Source organism: Bradyrhizobium sp. Arg816, assembly GCF_029989365.1.
GTDB lineage: Bacteria > Pseudomonadota > Alphaproteobacteria > Rhizobiales > Xanthobacteraceae > Bradyrhizobium.
Genome location: NZ_JAPRAQ010000002.1, coordinates 28,659 through 47,575 on the forward strand (window position 1 = coordinate 28,659; position 18,917 = coordinate 47,575).

An 18,917-nucleotide genomic window follows, 5' to 3' on the forward strand; every position below is an offset into this window, starting at 1 on the left:
GAGCACGTCATGAGTAACAAGCTTCCGCCAGAAGAATCCCACGACGTTGCGCCGCAATCGGGCGGCGGAATGAAACGCCGCGATCTGCTGCTGAGCGGCAGTTCGCTTGTGGCCGCTTCGGCACTCACCGCGGTCGGGCTAACAAGTTCTGCGCATGCGCAGCAACCAACGCCGTCACCCGCGCCAGCCGGGCAGCGGCCGAACATCGTCTTCATCATGGGTGACGACATCGGCATGTGGAATATCGGCGCTTATCACCGCGGCCTGATGGCCGGCCGGACGCCCAATCTCGACAAGCTCGCCGCCGAAGGCATGCTGTTCACCGATTACTATGCCGAGGCGAGCTGCACGGCAGGTCGCGCCAACTTCATCACCGGTGAATTGCCAATCCGCACCGGCATGACCACTGTCGGCCAGGCCGGCGCTGCCATCGGCATACCCGCGCAGGCCGTGACCATCGCCACGGCGTTGAAAGGAATGGGTTACGCCACCGGCCAGTTTGGCAAGAATCACCTCGGCGACAAGAATGAATTCTTGCCGACAGTGCACGGCTTCGACGAGTTCTTCGGTTACCTCTATCACCTCGACGCAATGGAAGACCCCGCGCACCCAAACTACCCGCAGGATCTGCTGAACGTCGTCGGTCCACGCAACATGCTTCATACTTATGCGACCAACGTGGATGACCCCACGGTGGACCCGCGTTGGGGCAAGGTTGGAAAGCAGAAGATCGAGGATGCTGGAACGCTCTATCCCAAGCGAATGGAGACCGTGGACGACGAAATCCGCGACCTGGCGATCAAGTTCATCGAGAAGGCCAAGGCCGACAACAAGCCGTTCTTCCTGTGGCTCAATCCAACCCGGATGCACATCGTAACGCATCTTTCACCAAAGTACGAGGCGACGCGCAACTCCAAGAACGGCTGGTCGATACATGAAGCCGGCATGGCGCAGCTCGATGACGACATCGGCATCGTGATGCAGAAGCTCAAGGATATGGGTGTGGACGACAACACCATCGTGGTCTTCACCACCGACAACGGCACCGAGGTCTTCACGTGGCCCGACGGCGGACAGACGCCTTTTGCGCAGAGCAAAGGCACCGTCATGGAAGGTGGCTTCCGCGTCCCCTGCATGATCCGTTGGCCGGGCAAGGTGCCGGCCGGCAAGGTCGAGAACGGCATCATTTCCGGCCTGGACTGGTTTCCCACCTTCCTGGCGGCGGCCGGCAACCCGAACATTGCAGAGGAGCTGAAGAAGGGCAAACAGATCGGTGACACGACCTATAAGTGCTATCTGGACGGCTATAACCAGATCGACATGATTACCGGCAAGGGGCCGTCGAACCGGCACGAAATCTTTTACTTCGGAGAGAGCGAACTCGGGGCCGTGCGCATCGACGACTTCAAGTATCGTTTCATCGACCAGCCTAGAGGCTGGCTCGGTGAAAAAACCAAGGCTGACGTGCCCTACTTGACGAACCTTCGCCTCGATCCGTTCGAGCGCACGGGCTGGCCCGATAGCGGGTCGAAAGAGGGCGCGCAGCAATACTTCGACTGGTTCAAATACGAATTCTGGCGCTTTGTGTTTGTTCAGCAGCAGGTCGAAAAGCTGGCGATGACAGCGATCGAGTTTCCGCCGATGCAAAAGGGCGCGAGCTTCAACCTCGATGCCGTGAAGGCGAAAATCGAGGCGGCCCGGGCGGCAGTGAGTAGGTAGTCGCCAGGGCTTCGACTGATTTATGGCGGGCGCGCCGAATTTCCGTGCGCCCGCTGGGCAATGGAAAGGCGTCGACCATGAAGCCGATCATCCGTTTACCTGCTATCGATCGCCGCGTTCTTCTCTCGTCCTTGGCGATGCTTCCGGTACTGTCCGTTTCACTCCGTTCCAACTCCGCAATGGCACAAGCGCAGAGCGATCCACTGCCATCATGGAACGACGGCGCGACCAAGGCCTCGATCCTCGACTTTGTTGCGCGCGTCACGACGCAAGATGGGCCTTATTTCGTCCCGGTCGACCAGCGCATCGCGACCTTCGACAATGACGGCACGCTCTGGATCGAGCAGCCAATGTACATACAGCTGGCCTTCGCACTGGACCGCGTGAAGGCCATGGCGCCCATGCATCCGGAATGGAAGACCAAGCAGCCATTCGCAGCGGTGCTCGACAACGATCTGAAGGCGCTGGCGGCTTCCGGCGAAAAGGGATTGGTCGAGATCATCGCGGTAACTCATGCCGACATGACGACGGCAGAGTTCGAAAAAATCGTAACCGACTGGCTCGCGACCGCGCGCGACCGTCGCTTCAAGCGCCCTTATACTGAGCTCGTCTATCAGCCGATGCTCGAACTGCTCGCCTATCTCCGGGCCAGCGGCTTCAAGACCTTCATTGTGTCAGGCGGCGGCATCGAATTCATGCGGCCCTGGACCGAGCGGATCTACGGAATACCGCCGGAGCAGGTTGTCGGATCGTCGATCAAGACCCGATTTGAGATAAAGGACGGTGCGCCAACGCTCTTCCGGCTGCCCGATGTCAATTTTATCGACGACAAGGCCGGCAAGCCAATCGGGATCAATAGCCACATTGGCCGGCGTCCGATTGCCGCCTTCGGCAACTCCGACGGCGATCTCGAAATGCTGCAATGGGCGACGCTCGGCGCCAGTGGCGCGCGGTTCGGCCTGATCGTCCACCATACCGATGCGGAGCGTGAATATGCCTACGATCGCGACTCGCATTTCGGGAAACTCGACGTCGCGCTCGACGCCGCGGCCGTCAACAAGTGGGCGGTGGTCGACATGAAGAAGGACTGGAAGCGCATCTTTGCCTTCGACTGACATCCTCTAAGGACCCATAAGAGCCATCTGGACGGCCATAGCCGGTGGACATCGTTACCGGCAAGAGGCACCCAACGCATTCCGGACTTGCACACCGACCATCTTCGTCGCCTGCGGCACTGCGCTCACAAATGCAGGCTATTCGTTTTGATCGAAGTTGGGTTTGCCCGTGAACGAGGTTCGGTTAGCCGACGCAAATGCCCCTGTGCGGACACCGGGGCGCAAGTCTGATTGTGCGTCAGCCTGGAAGTTATAGCCCGCCTGCACGCCTCCAACGAATTCGGTCAGGCCGCCATACAGATTGTTGCCGGGAAGGTTCAGGCTGCCGTTGGACCATCCCCCACCGAAGTTGGCGCCAACATAAAACTCTCCCCAATTATACAATGGTGCCGCGATTGGTGCTTTGTATATTGGAGCTTTGACAGGCAGGTCGGACGCAAGAGCGGGTCCGCTCAACAATCCTGCGGCGATGCAAATGAGGAAGACTTTCTGCACCGTCGCCTCCTCAAGGTCGGCCACAACTCGCAAACATATGACCAAGAAGGTCTCTGACCAATCGACTTGTTTGATCTGCATCAAGCCGAGCTTGCTTTGTCGATGCAGGTGACATTTCGGCAACAACGAAATTGAGTCTTCGTGCCGCTTCGTGTTCTTTGAGTGAACATTGTTGTCTGACTTTGCGATCGTCTCCTGTTTGAGAACGCGCTGGGCGATCTGGCAGTGATGCATCGGAATTTGTGCCTATGGCGGTCATCAGCACCGCAATAGAAGTTTCGGCTAACGAGGAGGTTGCTGCGTAGCCGGCGTCTCCACGCCTTGGCCGTACAGGGCCTTGGCGTAATCGCCTCTGGCGTGAGCATCGACGGCATCCTCGAATGGGCCAGCGGCCACAGGTGCGGCGAAGACTGACGCTAGAACGACGCCGACGAGCGTGAGCTTGAGGTTCATCGTCTGCCAACTTTGCTCTTGGTCACACTCGATTACCAATAAGCAGTCGTGAGGCTCAATATGCGACCTAACAACGGCTGGCATCGCCAGCGAACGGCAATGCAAGCTTGCTTTTTTTCTCACTCGTTGGTGGGGGTCCGAAAATAGAATCGGTGGCACAAACTGCATACTCAACATTTCCAGCTATGAGAGGGTTGCAGTAGGTTTGCCGTGGCGCCCGATCGGACTTGGGTTACCGAATGTGGCTCTTTGGTCGCAGCATTCATCTTTCTTGCGATAGATCTATCCCCGTTGAATTTTGCATGATGAGCCCCGCTCGCCTCGGGGGTACGCTGTCGCCGGATTGTATTCGGAGGTAACACATCTTACGAGGCGCGACATGACAGTGAGCATTGCACTGGCGGCGGGGCAGAGTGAGCGATCGAAATCAGCACGTCGACGCAGACTTGGGGTTGCTGCATTCGTCTTGACGTCCGCGATCATGGGTTTTTCCCATTGCGCGTTGGCCGATGAAGGCGGCGTCAGCTTCTGGGTCCCCGGTTTTTTTGGAAGCCTGGCGGCTACACCGCTGCAGCCGGGTTGGTCGCTGACGAATATCTACTATCACACCTCCGTATCCGCCGGCGCCGACGTCGCGCGTGCGCGTGAATTCACGCTCAATAGGGTTCCGGTCAACGGCACCCTCAATGCAAATCTGAATTTGAACGTCAACGCCACGGGCGATCTTGGCTTTGTGCTCCCGACCTATGTATTCGCGACGCCGGTGCTCGGCGGTCAGGCGTCGGTGTCCCTCCTGGGAGCCTATGGTGTCGTCGGCACCAGCTTGGCAGGGACTTTGTCCGGTGTGATCTCGGCGCCGCCGCTCGCAGCTGTTCCCTTCGCGCGGTCCGACACCATCAGCGACACCACATGGGGCTTTGGGGATGTGGCGCCGGTATTCCAATTGCGCTGGAACGCCGGCGTCCACAACTACATGACCTATATCATGGGCGACATCCCGGTTGGCGCTTACCAATCCACGCGCCTGTCGAATATAGGCATCGGACACGGCGCGATCGACGCCGGCGGCGGCTACACCTATTTCAATCCGCAGACCGGCCACGAATTCTCCGGCGTGCTCGGCTTCACCTACAATTTCAAGAACACTGCAACGCAGTATCAGAATGGCGTCGACATGCATTTCGACTGGGGCGCATCGCAATTCCTGTCGAAGCAGGTCATGGTTGGCCTCGTGGGCTATGTCTACAGGCAACTCGGCTGCGACAGCGGTTCAGGTGACCGTGTCGGCTGCTTCCAGTCCCAAGTGGTCGGCATCGGCCCCCAGATTGGATTCCTGTTTCCGGTCGGCGACATGCAGGGCTATCTCAATTTGAAAGCTTACGGCGAGTTCGCTGCGGAAAACCGGCCATCGGGCTGGAATACCTGGGTCACCTTCTCTATCTCGCCGCCCGCGCCCGGAGCACCTCCGACGACAAAGCCCATCGTCAGAAAATACTAGCAGCAATCAAGCTGCGGCTTGTCAGTTTGCTGATCATTCTTTGCAACACGCGGGCAACCGGTGGCAGCAAGGCACGCGTTGACCCCCGCCTTCGGTGAAGGGCGGTACGTAGCCGGGTCACGATCCGACCGCTACTTCACCGTCAGCTTCACACCTAGCCGTCCCGCTAGCTCCTGCACGAACTGCCAGGCGACCCGGCCTGAGCGGGAGCCGCGCGTGGTCGACCATTCCAGCGCCTCGCGCTCCAGCGCCTCGTCGTCGACCTTGATGCCGAAATGGCCGCAATAGCCCTGCACCATCGCGAGATATTCGTCCTGGCTGCAGCGGTGGAAGCCGAGCCACAGTCCGAAGCGATCCGACAACGAGACCTTCTCCTCGACCGCTTCGCCGGGATTGATCGCGGTCGAACGCTCGTTCTCGATCATCTCGCGCGCCAGCAGATGGCGGCGGTTGGAAGTGGCGTAGAGGATGACGTTCTCGGGTCGGCCCTCGATGCCGCCTTCGAGCACGGCCTTGAGCGACTTGTAGGACGCATCATTGCCGTCGAAGGACAGGTCGTCGCAGAACACGATGAAGTAGAAGGACGAGGCGCGCAGCTGCTCCATCAGCGCGGGCAGGCTCTCGATGTCCTCGCGGTGGATCTCGATCAGCTTCAACTTGTCGGACGGTTTGCGCTCCGCGTTGATGCTGGCATGCGCCGCCTTCACCAGCGACGATTTGCCCATGCCGCGCGCGCCCCAGAGCAGGGCATTGTTGGCCGGCAGGCCGTTGGCGAAACGCTCGGTGTTCTCCATCAGGATGTCGCGCATCCGGTCGACGCCCTTCAGCAGGAACAGCTCGACGCGGCTGACCCGCGGCACCGCAGCGAGGCGGCCGTCGGGGTGCCAGACATAGGCGTCCGCCCGCTCGAACGATTCGCGCTCGACGGCCGGCTTGCCCTGGGCGGCGAGGTGCGCCGCGATCGTCTCCAGCGCGCGGACGATACGATCCTGGGAGAGGTCCGGGACTGCCTTGGCGACGGCCTTATCGACTGCCTTAGGGGGGGCCTTGGGACGTTTTGCCGCGACGCGGGCAGGCATCCTGGCAGGGGTACGGGGGCCTTTGCCGGCCGGGCTTTTGCTTGGTTTTTTGGGCATGTCCGAAGTTCCTGAGAATGCAGCCTTATCGGGCCTGAGGGCGCGCCGCAAGGTGGCCAAATCGACGGTCTGGCAGCGTTGCAATTGGGGCAATGGCCGCTATAGTCCGCGCGAATTTGACCGAACCGGTCGCCTTTGAGGGCCTGACCGGTTTTCCCCCGTTTCCACGAGGATCGTCCGAATGTTCATTACCCCTGCGTATGCCCAGGCCGCGGGCGCCGGCGACACCAACAGCATGTTGATGTCGCTGCTGCCGTTCGCCCTGATCTTCGTGATCATGTACTTCCTGATTCTGCGTCCGCAGCAGAAGAAGGTGCGCGACCACGCCGACCTCGTGAAGAACATCCGCCGCGGCGACACCGTGGTGACCTCGGGCGGCCTCGTCGGCAAGGTCACCAAGGTCGTCGACGACGACCAGATCGAGTTCGAGATTTCCGACGGCGTGCGCGTGCGGCAGATGCGCCAGATGATCTCCGGCGTGCGCGCCAAGGGCGAGCCGGCGAAAGAATCCAAGGATAGCAAGGAAGCCGCCAAGGACGACGCCGCGTCGAAGTGAGCGCTTCCGCGAGCATCCCAAGTCTCCTGATCTGACAGGTCCAGTCGATGTTGTATTTCACGCGGTGGAAGGCGCTCGGGATTATCCTGACGGCGCTGATCGTGTGCCTCTGCGCGGTCCCGAACTTCTTCCCCGAGGCGCAGGTCAAGACCTGGCCCGCCTGGGCGCAGCGTCGGCTCGTGCTCGGCCTCGACCTCCAGGGCGGCTCCTATCTGCTGCTCGAGGTCGATTCCAACTATGTGAAGAAGGAGAGGCTGGACCAGGTCCGCGACGACGTTCGCCGGACGCTGCGCGATGCCAAGATCGGATTCACCGGCGGCGTGACCGTGCGCAACGACGCGGCCGAGGTTCGCATCACCAAGGAATCCGACGTGCAGCCGGCGCTCGCCAAGCTGCGCGAGCTGTCCCAGCCGCTGGGCGGACTGATGGGATCCAGCGGTCAGCGCGACCTTGAGGTCACCGATGCCGGCGGCGGCGTGATCCGCCTGAGCATCCCGCAGGCCGCGATGCTCGACCGATTGCGCAAGACCATCGAGCAGTCGATCCAGATCGTCGAGCGCCGCGTCAACGAGCTCGGCACCGTCGAGCCCGTCATCCAGCGCCAGGGCAATGACCGCATCCTGGTGCAGGTCCCCGGTCTTCAGGATCCGACTCGCCTGAAGGAACTGCTGGGCAAGACCGCGAAGATGGAATTCCGCATGGTCGATGCGTCCGTGCCGCCGGATCAGGCGCAGCAGGGACGGTTGCCGCCGGAATCCGAGCTGTTGATGAGCGCCTCGCCGCCGCCCACGCCCTATGTGGTCAAGAAGCAGGTGCTGGTCGCCGGTGGCGACCTGACCGACGCCCAGGCGAGCTTCGACCAGCGCACGGGTGAGCCGGTCGTCAGCTTCAAGTTCAACACCTCGGGCGCGCGCAAATTCGCGCAGGCCACGCAGGAAAACGTCGGGCTGCCGTTCGCGATCGTGCTCGACAACAAGGTGATCTCGGCGCCGGTCATCCGCGAGCCCATCACCGGCGGCCAGGGCCAGATCTCCGGCAATTTCACGGTGCAATCGGCCAACGATCTCGCGATCCTGTTGCGCGCCGGCGCGCTGCCGGCCCCGCTCACGGTGGTTGAGGAGCGCACCGTCGGTCCGGGCCTCGGCCAGGACTCGATCGAGAAGGGCGAGCTTGCGGCCTATGTCGGCTCGATCCTGGTCATCATCTTCATGCTGCTGACCTACCGGCTGTTCGGCGTGTTCGCGAACATCGCGGTGGCCATCAACGTCGCCATGATCTTCGGCCTGCTGTCGCTGCTCAACGCCACGCTGACGCTGCCCGGCATCGCCGGCATCGTGCTCACCGTCGGCATCGCGGTCGATTCCAACGTGCTGATCTACGAGCGCATCCGTGAGGAGCTGCGGGGTGGCCGCAATGCGATCTCGGCGATCGACGCCGGCTTCAAGCGGGCGCTTGCGACCATCCTCGATTCCAACATCACCACCTTCATTGCCGCCGCCGTGCTGTTCTACATCGGCACCGGCCCGGTGCGCGGCTTTGCCGTGACGCTCGGCATCGGCATCATCACCACGGTGTTCACCGCCTTCACGCTGACCCGGCTGATCGTGGCCTGGTGGGTGCGGTGGAAGCGGCCGCAGAGCGTGCCGATCTAGGAGCTAAGACCGTGACTCACTACGTTCTCATCGGGCTTGGCATTCTCATTGCCGTTCTCACCGTGGTCGCAGCACTCGGGCTGCTGCCGTCGCTGCGCATCGTCCCCGACGATACGCATTTCGACTTCACGCGCTTCCGCCGGATCAGCTTCCCGATCTCGGCGGCGCTGTCGATCATTGCGATCACCTTGTTCTTCACCCATGGCCTGAATTTCGGCATCGACTTCCGAGGTGGCACGCTGCTGGAGGTCAGGTCGAAGTCGGGCGCTGCCGACATCGCGGCGATGCGCACGACACTGGATGGCCTGCGCCTGGGCGAAGTCCAGATCCAGCAAATCGGCGATGCCGAGAACGTCCTGATCCGCGTTGCGGAGCAGCCGGGCGGCGATGCCGCCCAGCAGGAGGCCGTGCAGAAGGTCCGCACCGCGCTCGGCGATTCCGTCGAATATCGCCGCGTCGAGGTGGTCGGCCCGCGCGTCTCCGGCGAACTCCTGGCGTTCGGCATGCTCGGCCTGATGCTCGCGATCGTCTCGATCCTGATCTACCTCTGGTTCCGCTTCGAATGGCAGTTCGCGCTCGGCGCCATGATCGCCAACGTGCACGACATCGTGCTGACGATCGGCTTCATGTCGATCAGCCAGGTCGATTTCGACCTGACCAGCATCGCGGCCCTTCTGACCATTCTGGGCTACTCGCTCAACGACACCGTCGTGATCTACGACCGTATCCGCGAAATGCTGCGCCGCTACAAGAAGATGCCGATGCCGCAGCTGCTCAACGAGTCGATCAATTCGACCCTGTCGCGTTCGATCATCACCCACTTCACCGTGACGTTGGCGCTGCTGGCTCTGCTGTTGTTCGGCGGCCATGCCATCCACAGCTTCACGGCGGTGATGATGTTCGGCGTGGTGCTGGTCGGCACCTATACCTCGATCTTCATCGCGGCCCCGATCCTGATCTATCTCGGCGTCGGCGAGCATCGCGAAGATGCGCCCGATACGGCTACGCCGGCGAAGAAAAACAAGGCATGATCCGAACCGCATGCCCTCGCAGGCGTTTGCGAGGGCAGTAAGCTCATTCGGACGAAGCACATGGCCGGCGATCCCAACGCACCGCATTTTCCCCGCTCGGCGCCGATCGAAGCCTATGGCAAGGGCGGCTTCGCCTTTGCCGGCATGTCGCATCGGGGATCGCTGCTGTGCCTGCCCGACGCGATCTGGGCCTGGGACGTGACGGACCCGACGAAGATCGACCGCTATTCGCTGGATCGCGTCTTCACGGCGGCCAACAGCATCGACACGCTTCTGATCGGCACCGGAACCGGCGTCTGGCTGCCGCCGCCGGACCTGCGGCAGGCGCTGAAGGCGGTGAGGGTGGTGCTGGATACGATGCAGACCGGTCCCGCCGTGCGCACCTACAACATCATGATCGGCGAGCGGCGCCGCGTCGCGGCCGCGCTGATCGCCGTGCCATGAGCAGCGCTGCGCCTCCGCCCGATTCCGTCGCCTTCTGCGCCGGCCTCGTGCGCAGCCATGACTTTCCGCGCTATGCCGCAACGCTGTTTGCGCCGGCCGTTGAGCGCCAGGCGCTGCTGGCGCTCTATGCCTTCAATGTCGAGATCGTCCGCGTCCGCGACCAGGTGAGCCAGCCCTTGCCCGGCGAAATCCGCCTGCAATGGTGGACTGACATGCTGTCGGGCCACGTCCACGGCAGCGCCGAGGGCAATCCGGTGGCGGCGGAGCTATTGCGCGCGATCCACGATTTCGACCTGCCGGTCGAGCCGCTGTCGCTGCTCGCCGACGAGCATCAGTTCGATCTCTACAACGATCCGATGCCGACCATGGCGGCTCTGGAGGGTTATCTGGACGCGACCTGCTCGGCATTGTTTTCCCTCGCAGCACGGGTCATGGCGCCACCTTCGGAGGCGGCCGAGCATGTGGCAAGGCATGCCGGGCTCGCCCAGGGCATCGCGCAGGTGATTGCGAATCTGCCGCGCGACTCGGCGCACCGGCAACTGTTCCTGCCGCAGCAGCTGCTGGCGGCCCATGGCTGCCAGATGGAGGATGTGTTCGCCGGCAAGGAGACGCCAAATCTGCATGCGGTGCTCGGCCAGCTCGTCGGCGAAGCCGAGCAGCATTTGACGACGGCATTGTCGCTGTTGCCGGAGGTGCCGGCGCCGACACGGCCAGCGTTTCTGCTGCTGAGCCAGGTGCGGGGTGACCTCAAGCGCCTGTCGCAACCCGGGCGCAATCCGTTTGCGTCGCAGCCCACGTCGCGGCTGCGTACGCTATGGACGCTGTGGCGGGCTTCACGTTCCCGGGAATTTACCAAATAGCGGCCGGCTTATCGCCTCAAACGGCCAAATGCTCTATGCTGTCCTATGGCTGAGTTGTCCCAAAACACGTCCCCCGATCTCAGCGGCTTTCCGGTCGCTCTGGGCGACATTCATGCCGCCGCCGACACCATCCGCGGCGCCGTCGTCGAGACGCCCTGCAGCTACAGCCGCACGCTGAGCAATATCTGCGGCTGCGACATCTGGCTGAAATTCGAAAACCTCCAGTTCACCTCCTCGTTCAAGGAGCGGGGTGCGCTCAACCGGCTCACCGCGCTGACGCCGGAGGAGCGTGCGCGCGGCGTCATCGCGATGTCGGCGGGCAACCACGCGCAGGGCGTCGCCTATCACGCCAAGCGGCTCGGCATTCCCGCCACCATCGTCATGCCGGTCGGCACGCCCATGGTGAAGGTCGAGAACACCAAGCACCACGGCGCCGAGGTGGTGGTGACGGGCGCAACGCTGGAGGAGGCGGCCGCCTATGCGCGAAGCCAAGGCGAGGCCCGCGGCATGATCTTCGTCCACCCCTACGACGACCCGCTCGTCATCGCGGGGCAGGGCACCGTCGGGCTCGAGATGCTGAAGGCGGTGCCGGAGCTCGATACGCTGGTGGTCCCGATCGGCGGCGGCGGCCTGATCAGCGGCATCGGCATTGCCGCGAAATCGATCAAGCCGTCGGTGCGGATTCTTGGTGTCGAGGCCTGGCTCTACCCCTCAATGTACAACGCCATCCATGACGGCAATCTGCCCGCCCGCGGCGACACGCTCGCCGAGGGCATCGCGGTGAAATCGCCGGGCAAGATCACGACCGAGATCGTCCGCCGCCTCGTCGACGACATCGCGCTGGTGAACGAAGCCGAGCTCGAGCGTGCCGTCGCGACCCTGATCTCGATCGAGAAGACCGTCGTCGAGGGCGCCGGCGCAGCCGGGCTTGCCGCGCTGATGTCCGATACGTCCCGCTTTGCCGGCCAGAAGGTCGGCCTCGTCCTGAGCGGCGGCAACATTGACACCAGGCTGATCGCATCCGTCCTGACGCGCGAGCTGGCACGCGAAGGACGGCTGACTCAGCTGTCGCTCGATATCCCCGACAGGCCCGGGCAGTTGGCTGCCGTCGCCTCACTGCTGGCCGAGGCCGGCGCCAACATCATCGAGGTCTCGCATCAGCGGACCTTCTCCGACCTGCCGGCCAAGGCGACGCTGCTTCAGCTCGTCATCGAGACCCGCGACAGCGCGCATCTCGACGAGGTCATGGCCAAGCTCGGCGCATCCGGCTTGAGCGCGCGCTGTACCTGAGTGGCGCGCGCCGCTATCGCGGCGCCAAACCCGCGAGGTGGTCGATCAGCCGGTCGATCTCGGCTTCCGTATTGTAGTAATGCGGGGAGGCCCGCACGACCGGCGGCAGCGAGCGGATTTCGGCATCGATGCGGGTGCTCGCCGGATCTGAAGCGCCGATGGTGATGCCCGCCGCAGCGGCGCTGCTGACGACGGCGTCCGCTTCATACCCGTCCATTGTGAAGCTGACGATGGCGCCCGGTGCACGTCCGAGGTCGCGAATGGTCACGCCGCGAACGGAGGCGAGGCCGCCGCGAAGACGGTCCGCAAGCAGACGGCAGCGCTGCTCGATGGGGCCGAGGCCGATGGCGAGGGCATAATCGATGGCAGCGCCGAGACCGAGACGTGCCGCGTAATTGTTCTCCCAAGTCTCGAAACGGCGGGCATCGTCACGGAGCCGATATTCATCGCGCGAGACCCAGGGCGCGGCGAAGTGATCGATCATCGGCGGCTCGAGCCGTTGCAGCATCTCGCGGCGGACGTAGAGAAAGCCCGTGCCGCGTGGGCCGCGGAGGAATTTGCGCCCCGTCGCCGACAGCATGTCACAGCCGATGGCGTCGACGTCGACCGTCATCTGGCCGACCGCCTGGCAGGCGTCGAGCAGATAGGGAATCCCGTGCGCCCGCGCGATTCTGCCGATCGCCGCCGCGGGATTGACCAATCCGCCATTGGTCGGAACCCAGGTGATGGCGATCAGCTTCACGCGCTCGTCGATCATGCGCTCGAGCGCGCGGACGTCGAGCTCGCCGCTGGCATCGCTCGGCACGACATCGATGGTCGCGCCCGTGCGCCTTGCGACCTGAAGGAACGCGACGTAGTTGGCAGCGTATTCCGCTTCGGCGGTCAGGATCCGATCGCCCTGGCGAAACGGAAGCGCGTAGAACGCCATCTGCCAGGCAATTGTCGCGTTCTCCATGAGGGCGATCTCATCGGGGGCGGCATTGAGCAGGCGCGCCACGGAGCCATAGACCGCATCGAGCCGATCGGACTCGCGGTCGGCAGCGGCATAACCTCCGATCTCGCCCTCCAGGTCGATATGCCCCTTCATTGCCGCGACGACGGCAGTTGGCATGAGGGCCGCGCCGGCATTGTGGAGATACGCGAGCCGGTCAGCGCCCGGCGTGTCGGCACGTATTTTGTCGATGTCGATCACCCACGCCTCCGCTTCCCGCGATCTTCGTTGATGAATTAGACGCGTCGAGGAGTGCGAGCAAGATGGCCCGGCCAGGTCTCAGATACAGAGGCCGAGCAGCTTGACGTGGCAGCTGCTGGATTTCGGCTTGCTGGCGGGCGCGGCCTCGCGCTTCACGGCAACCAACGGCTCCCCGTCCTTCTTGCCTTTGCCCTTGCCCTTCGGCTCGTAGTCGCCCGCGATCACCATGGCCCAATAGGTCCGCTTGCCGCTGGCATTTCTGGCGCTCGCGATACCGACGCGGGAGGCGTTGTGCAGCAGCAGGTTCTTGCGATGCCCGGACGAGTCGATCCACTGTCCGAGCGTCTTCTCGAAATTGTCGTAGCCGTAAGCGATGTTCTCGGCCGCGCGGCCCGCGCCGGCCGGTGCGACGCGCCGGTTGAACGGGCCGAGCGCGTCGTGGCTGAGGTCGTCCTTCGCCGCCATCGCGCGGGCCTGGTCCATGGCGATGCGGTCGAGGGTTGAATCGCGGACGACGCGGACTTCGCCGTGCTTGAGGCGGAAGCTGGAGATCTGTTCGGCGGGGGACTCGGCCATCGCGGGCGCGGCTGCGAGCAGCAGAAGGCCAGCGGTCACGCTGCCAATCACACGATGCATCATCATCCCCCGAATGCCCATGACCCGCCGCCCGAATGATCCGATCGCTTCTCTATCGCCAATGTGGACGCTTCAAGGCGCGAGCAACCCCTCAGCTCGCCGGCAGGTCCGCCTCGAAGTTGAAACGGTCCCGCAGGTTCTTCCGCTGTTCCAGGATGTCCTTGAGGAAGGCGCGGTCCTGGTCGTTCTTCATCATCGGCTCGATCAGGTCGAGCTGGTTCATGGCGACCAGTTGCAGGATCTCGGTCCGCGGCTTGCCGCTGGTATCGCGGGGCAGCGCGTGTACGACCTGAATGTGCTCCGGCGGCTTTGGACCCTTGGCGGCCGAAAGCTCGCTCCGAAGCTCGCCTTCAAGCGTGGCCTGATCGGCCTCGACGAAGGCATAGAGCCCGACGCCGGAGCGGCGGTCGGCGAAGGCGACGATGGCGGTGTCGCGCACGGCCGGGTTCTTGCGGATCAGCTCGGCCAGCACCGGCGCGTCGTTGACCAGCCGGCGGCCGCCGCCCTCGCGGTCGGTGAAGTTGAACAGGCCGCGCGTGATCGCACGGTACACCTTCTTGCCGGTCGCGAGCCACAGGCTGGCGGCGAATGATTTCTTCGCCAGGATTTTTCGCTCGCGCGGCGTCAGCGCCTCGGGTGCATAGGAGCGCTTGTGCTTGAGCAGATGCCGCAGGTCCTCGTAGGCGAGGATGCGGTAGAGCCGGCCACGTCGGTTGAAGCAGGCCGCGAGCTGGAAGTCGGTCACGTAGGCGCGGCCGTCGCGGCCGACCAGCCAGTTCTGCTCCTTGGCGAGATCGTTGTGGCAGATTCCGGCGCGGCGCAGCCGGCGTAGCGCCGCCTTGGCCGAGCGGAAATAGGCGAGGTCGCCATGCGGCTTGGCCAGATGCAGCGCGACGCCGTCGACAAAGCCGCGCACGAGCGCCCGGCGACCGGCCCACAGCAAATCGGGGCCGACATTGAGGCCTTTGGCCAGCGCCAGCGCGTGCTTCTCACGCGCGAACAGGTGGCGCGCCAGGGGAAACGACCACCACGGCACTTCGTCGAGCCGGCGCAGCACGGCATCGACCTCGCCGCTGTCGCCGCGGAAGCGGCCGCGCTCGACGGTTGAGAACACGTCGCGCTTGAGCAGCACGCCCTCGGTCCAGCGCGCCGACAGGGTCGCGGCGTCGTCTTTGGGAAGACTCATCGAAAACTCACGCGGCTGCGGCGATGCGCAGGTGATCGGCGATCCAGCGATCGAGATCGGCGAGCGCCAGCGCGCTCATCGCCTGCTTCTTGGCCACCGTCTTCTCGTTGCCGCGCAGGCGGGTGCCGTCGGGCTTCTTCGTTGGAGCATTCGCAAGCGGCGGGAACAGGCCGAAATTGATGTTCATCGGCTGGAACGAGCGCGCACCGGGCTCGATGGTTTCGATATGGCCGCCGGTGATGTGACCGAGCAGCGATCCCAGTGCCGTCGTAGCCGGCGGGCTCGCCAGTGTCTCGCCGCGCGCATCCGCTGCCGCATAGAGACCGGCGATCAGGCCGACGCTGGCGGATTCCACATAGCCCTCGCAGCCGGTCATCTGACCGGCGAAGCGCAGCCGCGGCTGCGCGCGCAGGCGCAGTTGGCCGTCGAGCAGCTTTGGCGAGTTGAGGAAGGTGTTGCGATGCAGGCCGCCGAGGCGGGCGAATTCGGCCTTCTCCAGCCCCGGAATGCTGCGGAAGATGCGCTGCTGTTCGCCGTATTTCAGCTTCGTCTGGAATCCGACGATGTTGTAGAGCGTGCCGAGCTTGTTGTCCTGGCGCAGCTGCACGATCGCGTAGGCCTTCGTGGCGGGATCGTGCGGGTTGGTGAGGCCGACCGGCTTCATCGGGCCGTGGCGCAACGTCTCGGGGCCGCGCTCCGCCATCACCTCGATCGGCAGGCAGCCGTCGAAATAGGGCGTGTTGGTCTCCCATTCCTTGAACTCGGTCTTCTCGCCTGCGATCAGCGCGGCGACGAAGCCGTCATACTGCTCCTTGGTCATGGGGCAGTTGATGTAGTCGGCGCCGGTGCCGCCGGGGCCGACCTTGTCATAGCGCGACTGGAACCAGGCCACTGACATGTCGATGGACTCGCGATGCACGATCGGCGCGATCGCGTCGAAGAAAGCGAGCGCGTTCTCGTCGGTGAGCTCGCGAATGGCGTCGGCGAGTGGCGCGGAGGTGAGGGGGCCGGTCGCAACGATGACGTTGCTCCAGTCGCCCGGCGGCAGGCCTGAAACCTCGCCGCGGGCGATCTCGATCAGGGGGTGGTCGTTGAGCGCCTTGGTGACGGCCGCCGAGAAGCCATCGCGGTCCACCGCGAGCGCGCCGCCGGCGGGCACTTGGTTGGCATCGGCCGCACGCATGATTAGCGAGCCGAGCCGGCGCATTTCGGCGTGCAGCAGGCCGACGGCGTTGTTGGCGGCGTCGTCCGAGCGGAACGAATTGGAGCAGACGAGCTCGGCGAGCCCATCGGTGCGGTGCGCCTCGGTCATGCGGTCCGGCCGCATCTCGTGCAGCACCACGGGCATGCCGGATTTGGCCACCTGCCAGGCGGCTTCGGAACCGGCAAGGCCGGCGCCGATCACGTGCACAATGTTGGATTGGGGTCCTGTCATGGGGCGGACAGGTAGCGCTTTTCGGCGGTCAGTGGAATCGCCGAAATGGAGTTTTCTGCCATCAGAAACGACAACGCCCGCACGAGGCGGGCGCTATCGGTTCGTCCGGTGAAGGGCTGAACGATATCAGCCCTGATACTGACCGGCGGCAACGCGCGGGATGTCCGAGCGATCGAGGCCGATGTCGGCCAGTTCGCGATCGCTGAGCTGGGACAGCTCGGCAACATTGCGCTGATAGTCCCGGAAAGCCTGGATCATGCGGATGAGCGAGAGCAGCATTGGTAGTCTCCTGTAGTTCGATTCAGCCCTTGCCCGAGCCTCATCGTTGAAATGAATATAGGTGAGAGTGGTGCAGTGCGAAAGTTCCGATGTTGCGATGCAGCTAAGCGCGTGGTGCATAGCGTTGGTAACGGACGATTAACCCGAGAGCACTCCCGCCCAAAGGGTAGGCGGAATGGGGAATTGTTTGCCATAAATCACCGTGAATTCACGGGTTTACTGCAAGCATTCGCGTTTGCGGCAAGGTGGAAATAGGTCGCGTTCCAAGCGCTCGCAAGGCGATCAGTCAGCGCCTGTACCCAAGTCTCGCATGCACGAATCGCATGGTGATGGAATCATAAAGATGAATGTTAGTTCATACTTTTGAAGATACCGGGCGACGGCTCCGACTCGCTCTGGTTGGCGGATCACCAGACCGGGCGAGGAGCCCTGCCGAAACTCATCCTGCCTCGTTCCAGACCGCAACCGCCTCTTTGGTGCGGCGCACACACGCCGAACGTGTGGCGTTCATTACAAGGGTGTAATGAAAATCAGAAATTTCGCATGGTGCCTCTGCGCCGCACGCAACATCACGCAATTCTCGCGAGGAATTTATTGCGGCAAGTTGCCGCGCCCGGAGGAAAGTCATGCCGCAGATTCCGGCAATGTCGCTGGTTCTGTCCCAAGAAAAAGAGAAGGAAAGTAACATCATGACGAAGTTACTCGGGGTTATCGCAATTGCCGCCGTCGCGTTCGCCGTCGCGCCGGCCCAGGCCGCCAAGCATGCCATGGGCGGCTGCAGCTCGGCCAATCTGGAGAAGACGGAGACCGCGATCGAGGCCATGGCCGACGGCGACAGCAAGTTCGTGGCGCAGAAGGAAATCGCGGCTGCGCAGGACGCGCTGCTCAACGGCAAAATGGGTGTGTGCGGCGCGCACCTGAACAAGGCGATGAACGCCACGATGGGTAAGTAAACGCACCAAGAGAGGGCCGATCGCCGGGCGATCGGCCCTACGCGTCCTGGCGGGCGCTATTTAAGGGGCGCGTGCGAGCTGGGTTGCGAAATAGGCGACGGTCTTGGAGTAGACTTCGCTCTTGTTCCACTGCTGCAACACCGCAAAATTCGGACTGCCCGGCTGCCAATCCTTGCCGCGCTGCCAGCCGTAGCCGGCGAGATAATTGGCGGTGGAGGCGAGCACGTCGGGTGCGTTGTGCAAGAGGTCGCGCTTGCCATTGCCGTCGAAATCGACGGCGTATTTCATCCAGGACGACGGCATGAACTGGGTCTGGCCGAGCTCGCCGGCCCATGCGCCCTTCATGTCGGCGGGGGCGAGGTCGCCGCGCTGGACGATGCGCAGCGCATCCAAGAGCTCGGCACGAAACTGGTCGGAGCGGCGGCAATCATAGGCCAGCGTTGCCAGCGAGCGGATGGTGGCGAACTTGCCGATGTTGACGCCGAAATCGGTCTCGAGACCCCAGATCGCGACCAGCACCTCGCCCGGCACGCCGTAGGTCTGTTCGATGCGGGACAGCACCGAGCCGTACTGCTTCATCATGTTGGAGCCGCGCTGCATGCGCGGCGGCACCATGCGGCCGGAGAACTCCTCGAAGGTCTGGGTGAAGACTTTTTGCGAGCGGTCCCGGTTAAGCACGCTCTGATCGAGCGTCACGCCGGCAAGCCCGGCGGCAACGGCCTGCTGCGAGACGCCCTTGGCCGTGGCGTCGGCTTTGAAGTCCGCGAGCCAGGCGTCGAAATTGCCCGAGCCGCAGGCAACAGCGGCGAGGGCTGGCTGGGCGGTTAGGATTGACGCGGAGAGGGCGAAGGCTGCGAGAGCGAGACGAGAAATCGTCGGGGTCATCAGATGAAATGGATTCCGTGAAGTGATCTGACCGGCGGGCGCAATTTCGATTGTAACCGCGGCCAAAGCAAGGCGTATGACAGCATGGAATCCTGCCCGAGC

General features: G+C 63.3%; 18 protein-coding genes. 10 read left to right on the plus strand and 8 right to left on the minus strand.

Annotated elements, in window-relative coordinates; genetic code table 11:
- The first annotated feature begins 69 nt into the window (after positions 1-69).
- A complete protein-coding gene (locus tag OWC48_RS05135) occupies positions 70-1,719 on the plus strand; it encodes an arylsulfatase (RefSeq protein WP_282519573.1) in 1,650 nt (549 codons plus the stop codon).
- Between the two features lie 137 nt (positions 1,720-1,856).
- Entirely contained in the window at positions 1,857-2,834 is a 978-nt protein-coding gene (locus tag OWC48_RS05140; protein WP_282519574.1) for an HAD family phosphatase, read from the plus strand.
- A gap of 138 nt (positions 2,835-2,972) precedes the next feature.
- Here the strand turns inward: OWC48_RS05140 and OWC48_RS05145 are convergent, their stop codons facing one another.
- Entirely contained in the window at positions 2,973-3,563 is a 591-nt protein-coding gene (locus OWC48_RS05145) for a hypothetical protein (RefSeq protein WP_282518994.1), read from the minus strand.
- Between the two features lie 700 nt (positions 3,564-4,263).
- On the opposite strand from OWC48_RS05145, the gene OWC48_RS05150 reads away from it, so the two are divergent.
- Positions 4,264-5,280, plus strand: a complete 1,017-nt coding sequence (locus tag OWC48_RS05150) for a transporter (protein WP_282519575.1) — start codon at positions 4,264-4,266, stop codon at positions 5,278-5,280.
- A gap of 131 nt (positions 5,281-5,411) precedes the next feature.
- On the opposite strand, the gene OWC48_RS05155 is transcribed toward OWC48_RS05150, so the two are convergent.
- Positions 5,412-6,416, minus strand: coding sequence for an ATP-binding protein (locus tag OWC48_RS05155; RefSeq protein WP_282518995.1), 1,005 nt, complete (start codon positions 6,414-6,416; stop codon positions 5,412-5,414).
- 181 nt (positions 6,417-6,597) lie between these two features.
- Here OWC48_RS05155 and yajC point away from each other — a divergent pair, with 181 nt between their 5' ends.
- The 6 genes from yajC to OWC48_RS05185 are packed head-to-tail and all read left to right on the plus strand — an operon-like array spanning position 6,598 to position 12,249.
- Positions 6,598-6,972 (plus strand): preprotein translocase subunit YajC, encoded by a 375-nt coding sequence (gene yajC / locus OWC48_RS05160; protein WP_071913636.1) that lies wholly within the window; start codon positions 6,598-6,600, stop codon positions 6,970-6,972.
- A gap of 47 nt (positions 6,973-7,019) precedes the next feature.
- Entirely contained in the window at positions 7,020-8,624 is a 1,605-nt protein-coding gene (secD, locus tag OWC48_RS05165; RefSeq protein WP_282518996.1) for a protein translocase subunit SecD, read from the plus strand.
- 11 nt (positions 8,625-8,635) lie between these two features.
- Positions 8,636-9,655: a protein translocase subunit SecF gene (gene secF, locus OWC48_RS05170; RefSeq protein ID WP_282518997.1), complete on the plus strand. Its 1,020-nt coding sequence runs from the start codon at positions 8,636-8,638 to the stop codon at positions 9,653-9,655.
- A gap of 60 nt (positions 9,656-9,715) precedes the next feature.
- Positions 9,716-10,099: an Mth938-like domain-containing protein gene (locus OWC48_RS05175; RefSeq protein ID WP_028152342.1), complete on the plus strand. Its 384-nt coding sequence runs from the start codon at positions 9,716-9,718 to the stop codon at positions 10,097-10,099.
- Positions 10,096-10,959, plus strand: coding sequence for a phytoene/squalene synthase family protein (locus OWC48_RS05180; protein ID WP_282518998.1), 864 nt, complete (start codon positions 10,096-10,098; stop codon positions 10,957-10,959). The genes OWC48_RS05175 and OWC48_RS05180 overlap by 4 nt, the downstream gene beginning before the upstream one ends.
- A gap of 45 nt (positions 10,960-11,004) precedes the next feature.
- Entirely contained in the window at positions 11,005-12,249 is a 1,245-nt protein-coding gene (locus OWC48_RS05185; protein WP_282518999.1) for a threonine ammonia-lyase, read from the plus strand.
- A gap of 13 nt (positions 12,250-12,262) precedes the next feature.
- Here the strand turns inward: OWC48_RS05185 and OWC48_RS05190 are convergent, their stop codons facing one another.
- From OWC48_RS05190 to OWC48_RS05210, 5 genes are all read right to left on the minus strand, one after another.
- Entirely contained in the window at positions 12,263-13,441 is a 1,179-nt protein-coding gene (locus OWC48_RS05190) for an aminotransferase class V-fold PLP-dependent enzyme (protein ID WP_282519000.1), read from the minus strand.
- 78 nt (positions 13,442-13,519) lie between these two features.
- Positions 13,520-14,077 (minus strand): CAP domain-containing protein, encoded by a 558-nt coding sequence (locus tag OWC48_RS05195; protein ID WP_282519001.1) that lies wholly within the window; start codon positions 14,075-14,077, stop codon positions 13,520-13,522.
- Between the two features lie 91 nt (positions 14,078-14,168).
- Complete coding sequence (locus OWC48_RS05200) at positions 14,169-15,263, minus strand: AMP-binding enzyme (RefSeq protein ID WP_063983138.1); 1,095 nt, start codon at positions 15,261-15,263, stop codon at positions 14,169-14,171.
- A 7-nt stretch (positions 15,264-15,270) separates the two neighbouring features.
- Positions 15,271-16,698 carry a methylenetetrahydrofolate--tRNA-(uracil(54)-C(5))-methyltransferase (FADH(2)-oxidizing) TrmFO gene (gene trmFO, locus OWC48_RS05205; RefSeq protein WP_282519002.1) on the minus strand — a complete coding sequence of 476 codons (1,428 nt, stop codon included), beginning with the start codon at positions 16,696-16,698 and terminating at the stop codon, positions 15,271-15,273.
- Positions 16,699-16,824: 126 nt separating this feature from the next.
- Positions 16,825-16,977 carry a DUF1127 domain-containing protein gene (locus OWC48_RS05210; RefSeq protein WP_007590701.1) on the minus strand — a complete coding sequence of 51 codons (153 nt, stop codon included), beginning with the start codon at positions 16,975-16,977 and terminating at the stop codon, positions 16,825-16,827.
- Between the two features lie 626 nt (positions 16,978-17,603).
- Between OWC48_RS05210 and OWC48_RS05215 the strand changes: the two genes are divergently transcribed.
- Complete coding sequence (locus tag OWC48_RS05215) at positions 17,604-17,930, plus strand: hypothetical protein (protein ID WP_282519003.1); 327 nt, start codon at positions 17,604-17,606, stop codon at positions 17,928-17,930.
- Between the two features lie 60 nt (positions 17,931-17,990).
- Here OWC48_RS05215 and OWC48_RS05220 read toward each other — a convergent pair whose 3' ends face one another.
- Positions 17,991-18,815 (minus strand): lytic murein transglycosylase, encoded by an 825-nt coding sequence (locus OWC48_RS05220; protein ID WP_282519004.1) that lies wholly within the window; start codon positions 18,813-18,815, stop codon positions 17,991-17,993.
- Positions 18,816-18,917: the final 102 nt, after the last annotated feature.

Bases quoted from the DNA above. Each gene is read 5' to 3' on its own strand.
- OWC48_RS05135 (WP_282519573.1), top strand. From the start codon at position 70: ATGAAACGCCGCGATCTGCTGCTGAGCGGCAGTTCGCTTGTGGCCGCT.
- OWC48_RS05140 (WP_282519574.1), top strand. From the start codon at position 1,857: ATGCTTCCGGTACTGTCCGTTTCACTCCGTTCCAACTCCGCAATGGCA.
- OWC48_RS05145 (WP_282518994.1), bottom strand. From the start codon at position 3,563: ATGCATCACTGCCAGATCGCCCAGCGCGTTCTCAAACAGGAGACGATC.
- OWC48_RS05150 (WP_282519575.1), top strand. From the start codon at position 4,264: ATGGGTTTTTCCCATTGCGCGTTGGCCGATGAAGGCGGCGTCAGCTTC.
- OWC48_RS05155 (WP_282518995.1), bottom strand. From the start codon at position 6,416: ATGCCCAAAAAACCAAGCAAAAGCCCGGCCGGCAAAGGCCCCCGTACC.
- yajC (WP_071913636.1), top strand. From the start codon at position 6,598: ATGTTCATTACCCCTGCGTATGCCCAGGCCGCGGGCGCCGGCGACACC.
- secD (WP_282518996.1), top strand. From the start codon at position 7,020: ATGTTGTATTTCACGCGGTGGAAGGCGCTCGGGATTATCCTGACGGCG.
- OWC48_RS05175 (WP_028152342.1), top strand. From the start codon at position 9,716: ATGGCCGGCGATCCCAACGCACCGCATTTTCCCCGCTCGGCGCCGATC.
- OWC48_RS05180 (WP_282518998.1), top strand. From the start codon at position 10,096: ATGAGCAGCGCTGCGCCTCCGCCCGATTCCGTCGCCTTCTGCGCCGGC.
- OWC48_RS05185 (WP_282518999.1), top strand. From the start codon at position 11,005: ATGGCTGAGTTGTCCCAAAACACGTCCCCCGATCTCAGCGGCTTTCCG.
- OWC48_RS05195 (WP_282519001.1), bottom strand. From the start codon at position 14,077: ATGCATCGTGTGATTGGCAGCGTGACCGCTGGCCTTCTGCTGCTCGCA.
- OWC48_RS05200 (WP_063983138.1), bottom strand. From the start codon at position 15,263: ATGAGTCTTCCCAAAGACGACGCCGCGACCCTGTCGGCGCGCTGGACC.
- trmFO (WP_282519002.1), bottom strand. From the start codon at position 16,698: ATGACAGGACCCCAATCCAACATTGTGCACGTGATCGGCGCCGGCCTT.
- OWC48_RS05210 (WP_007590701.1), bottom strand. From the start codon at position 16,977: ATGCTGCTCTCGCTCATCCGCATGATCCAGGCTTTCCGGGACTATCAG.
- OWC48_RS05215 (WP_282519003.1), top strand. From the start codon at position 17,604: ATGCCGCAGATTCCGGCAATGTCGCTGGTTCTGTCCCAAGAAAAAGAG.
- OWC48_RS05220 (WP_282519004.1), bottom strand. From the start codon at position 18,815: ATGACCCCGACGATTTCTCGTCTCGCTCTCGCAGCCTTCGCCCTCTCC.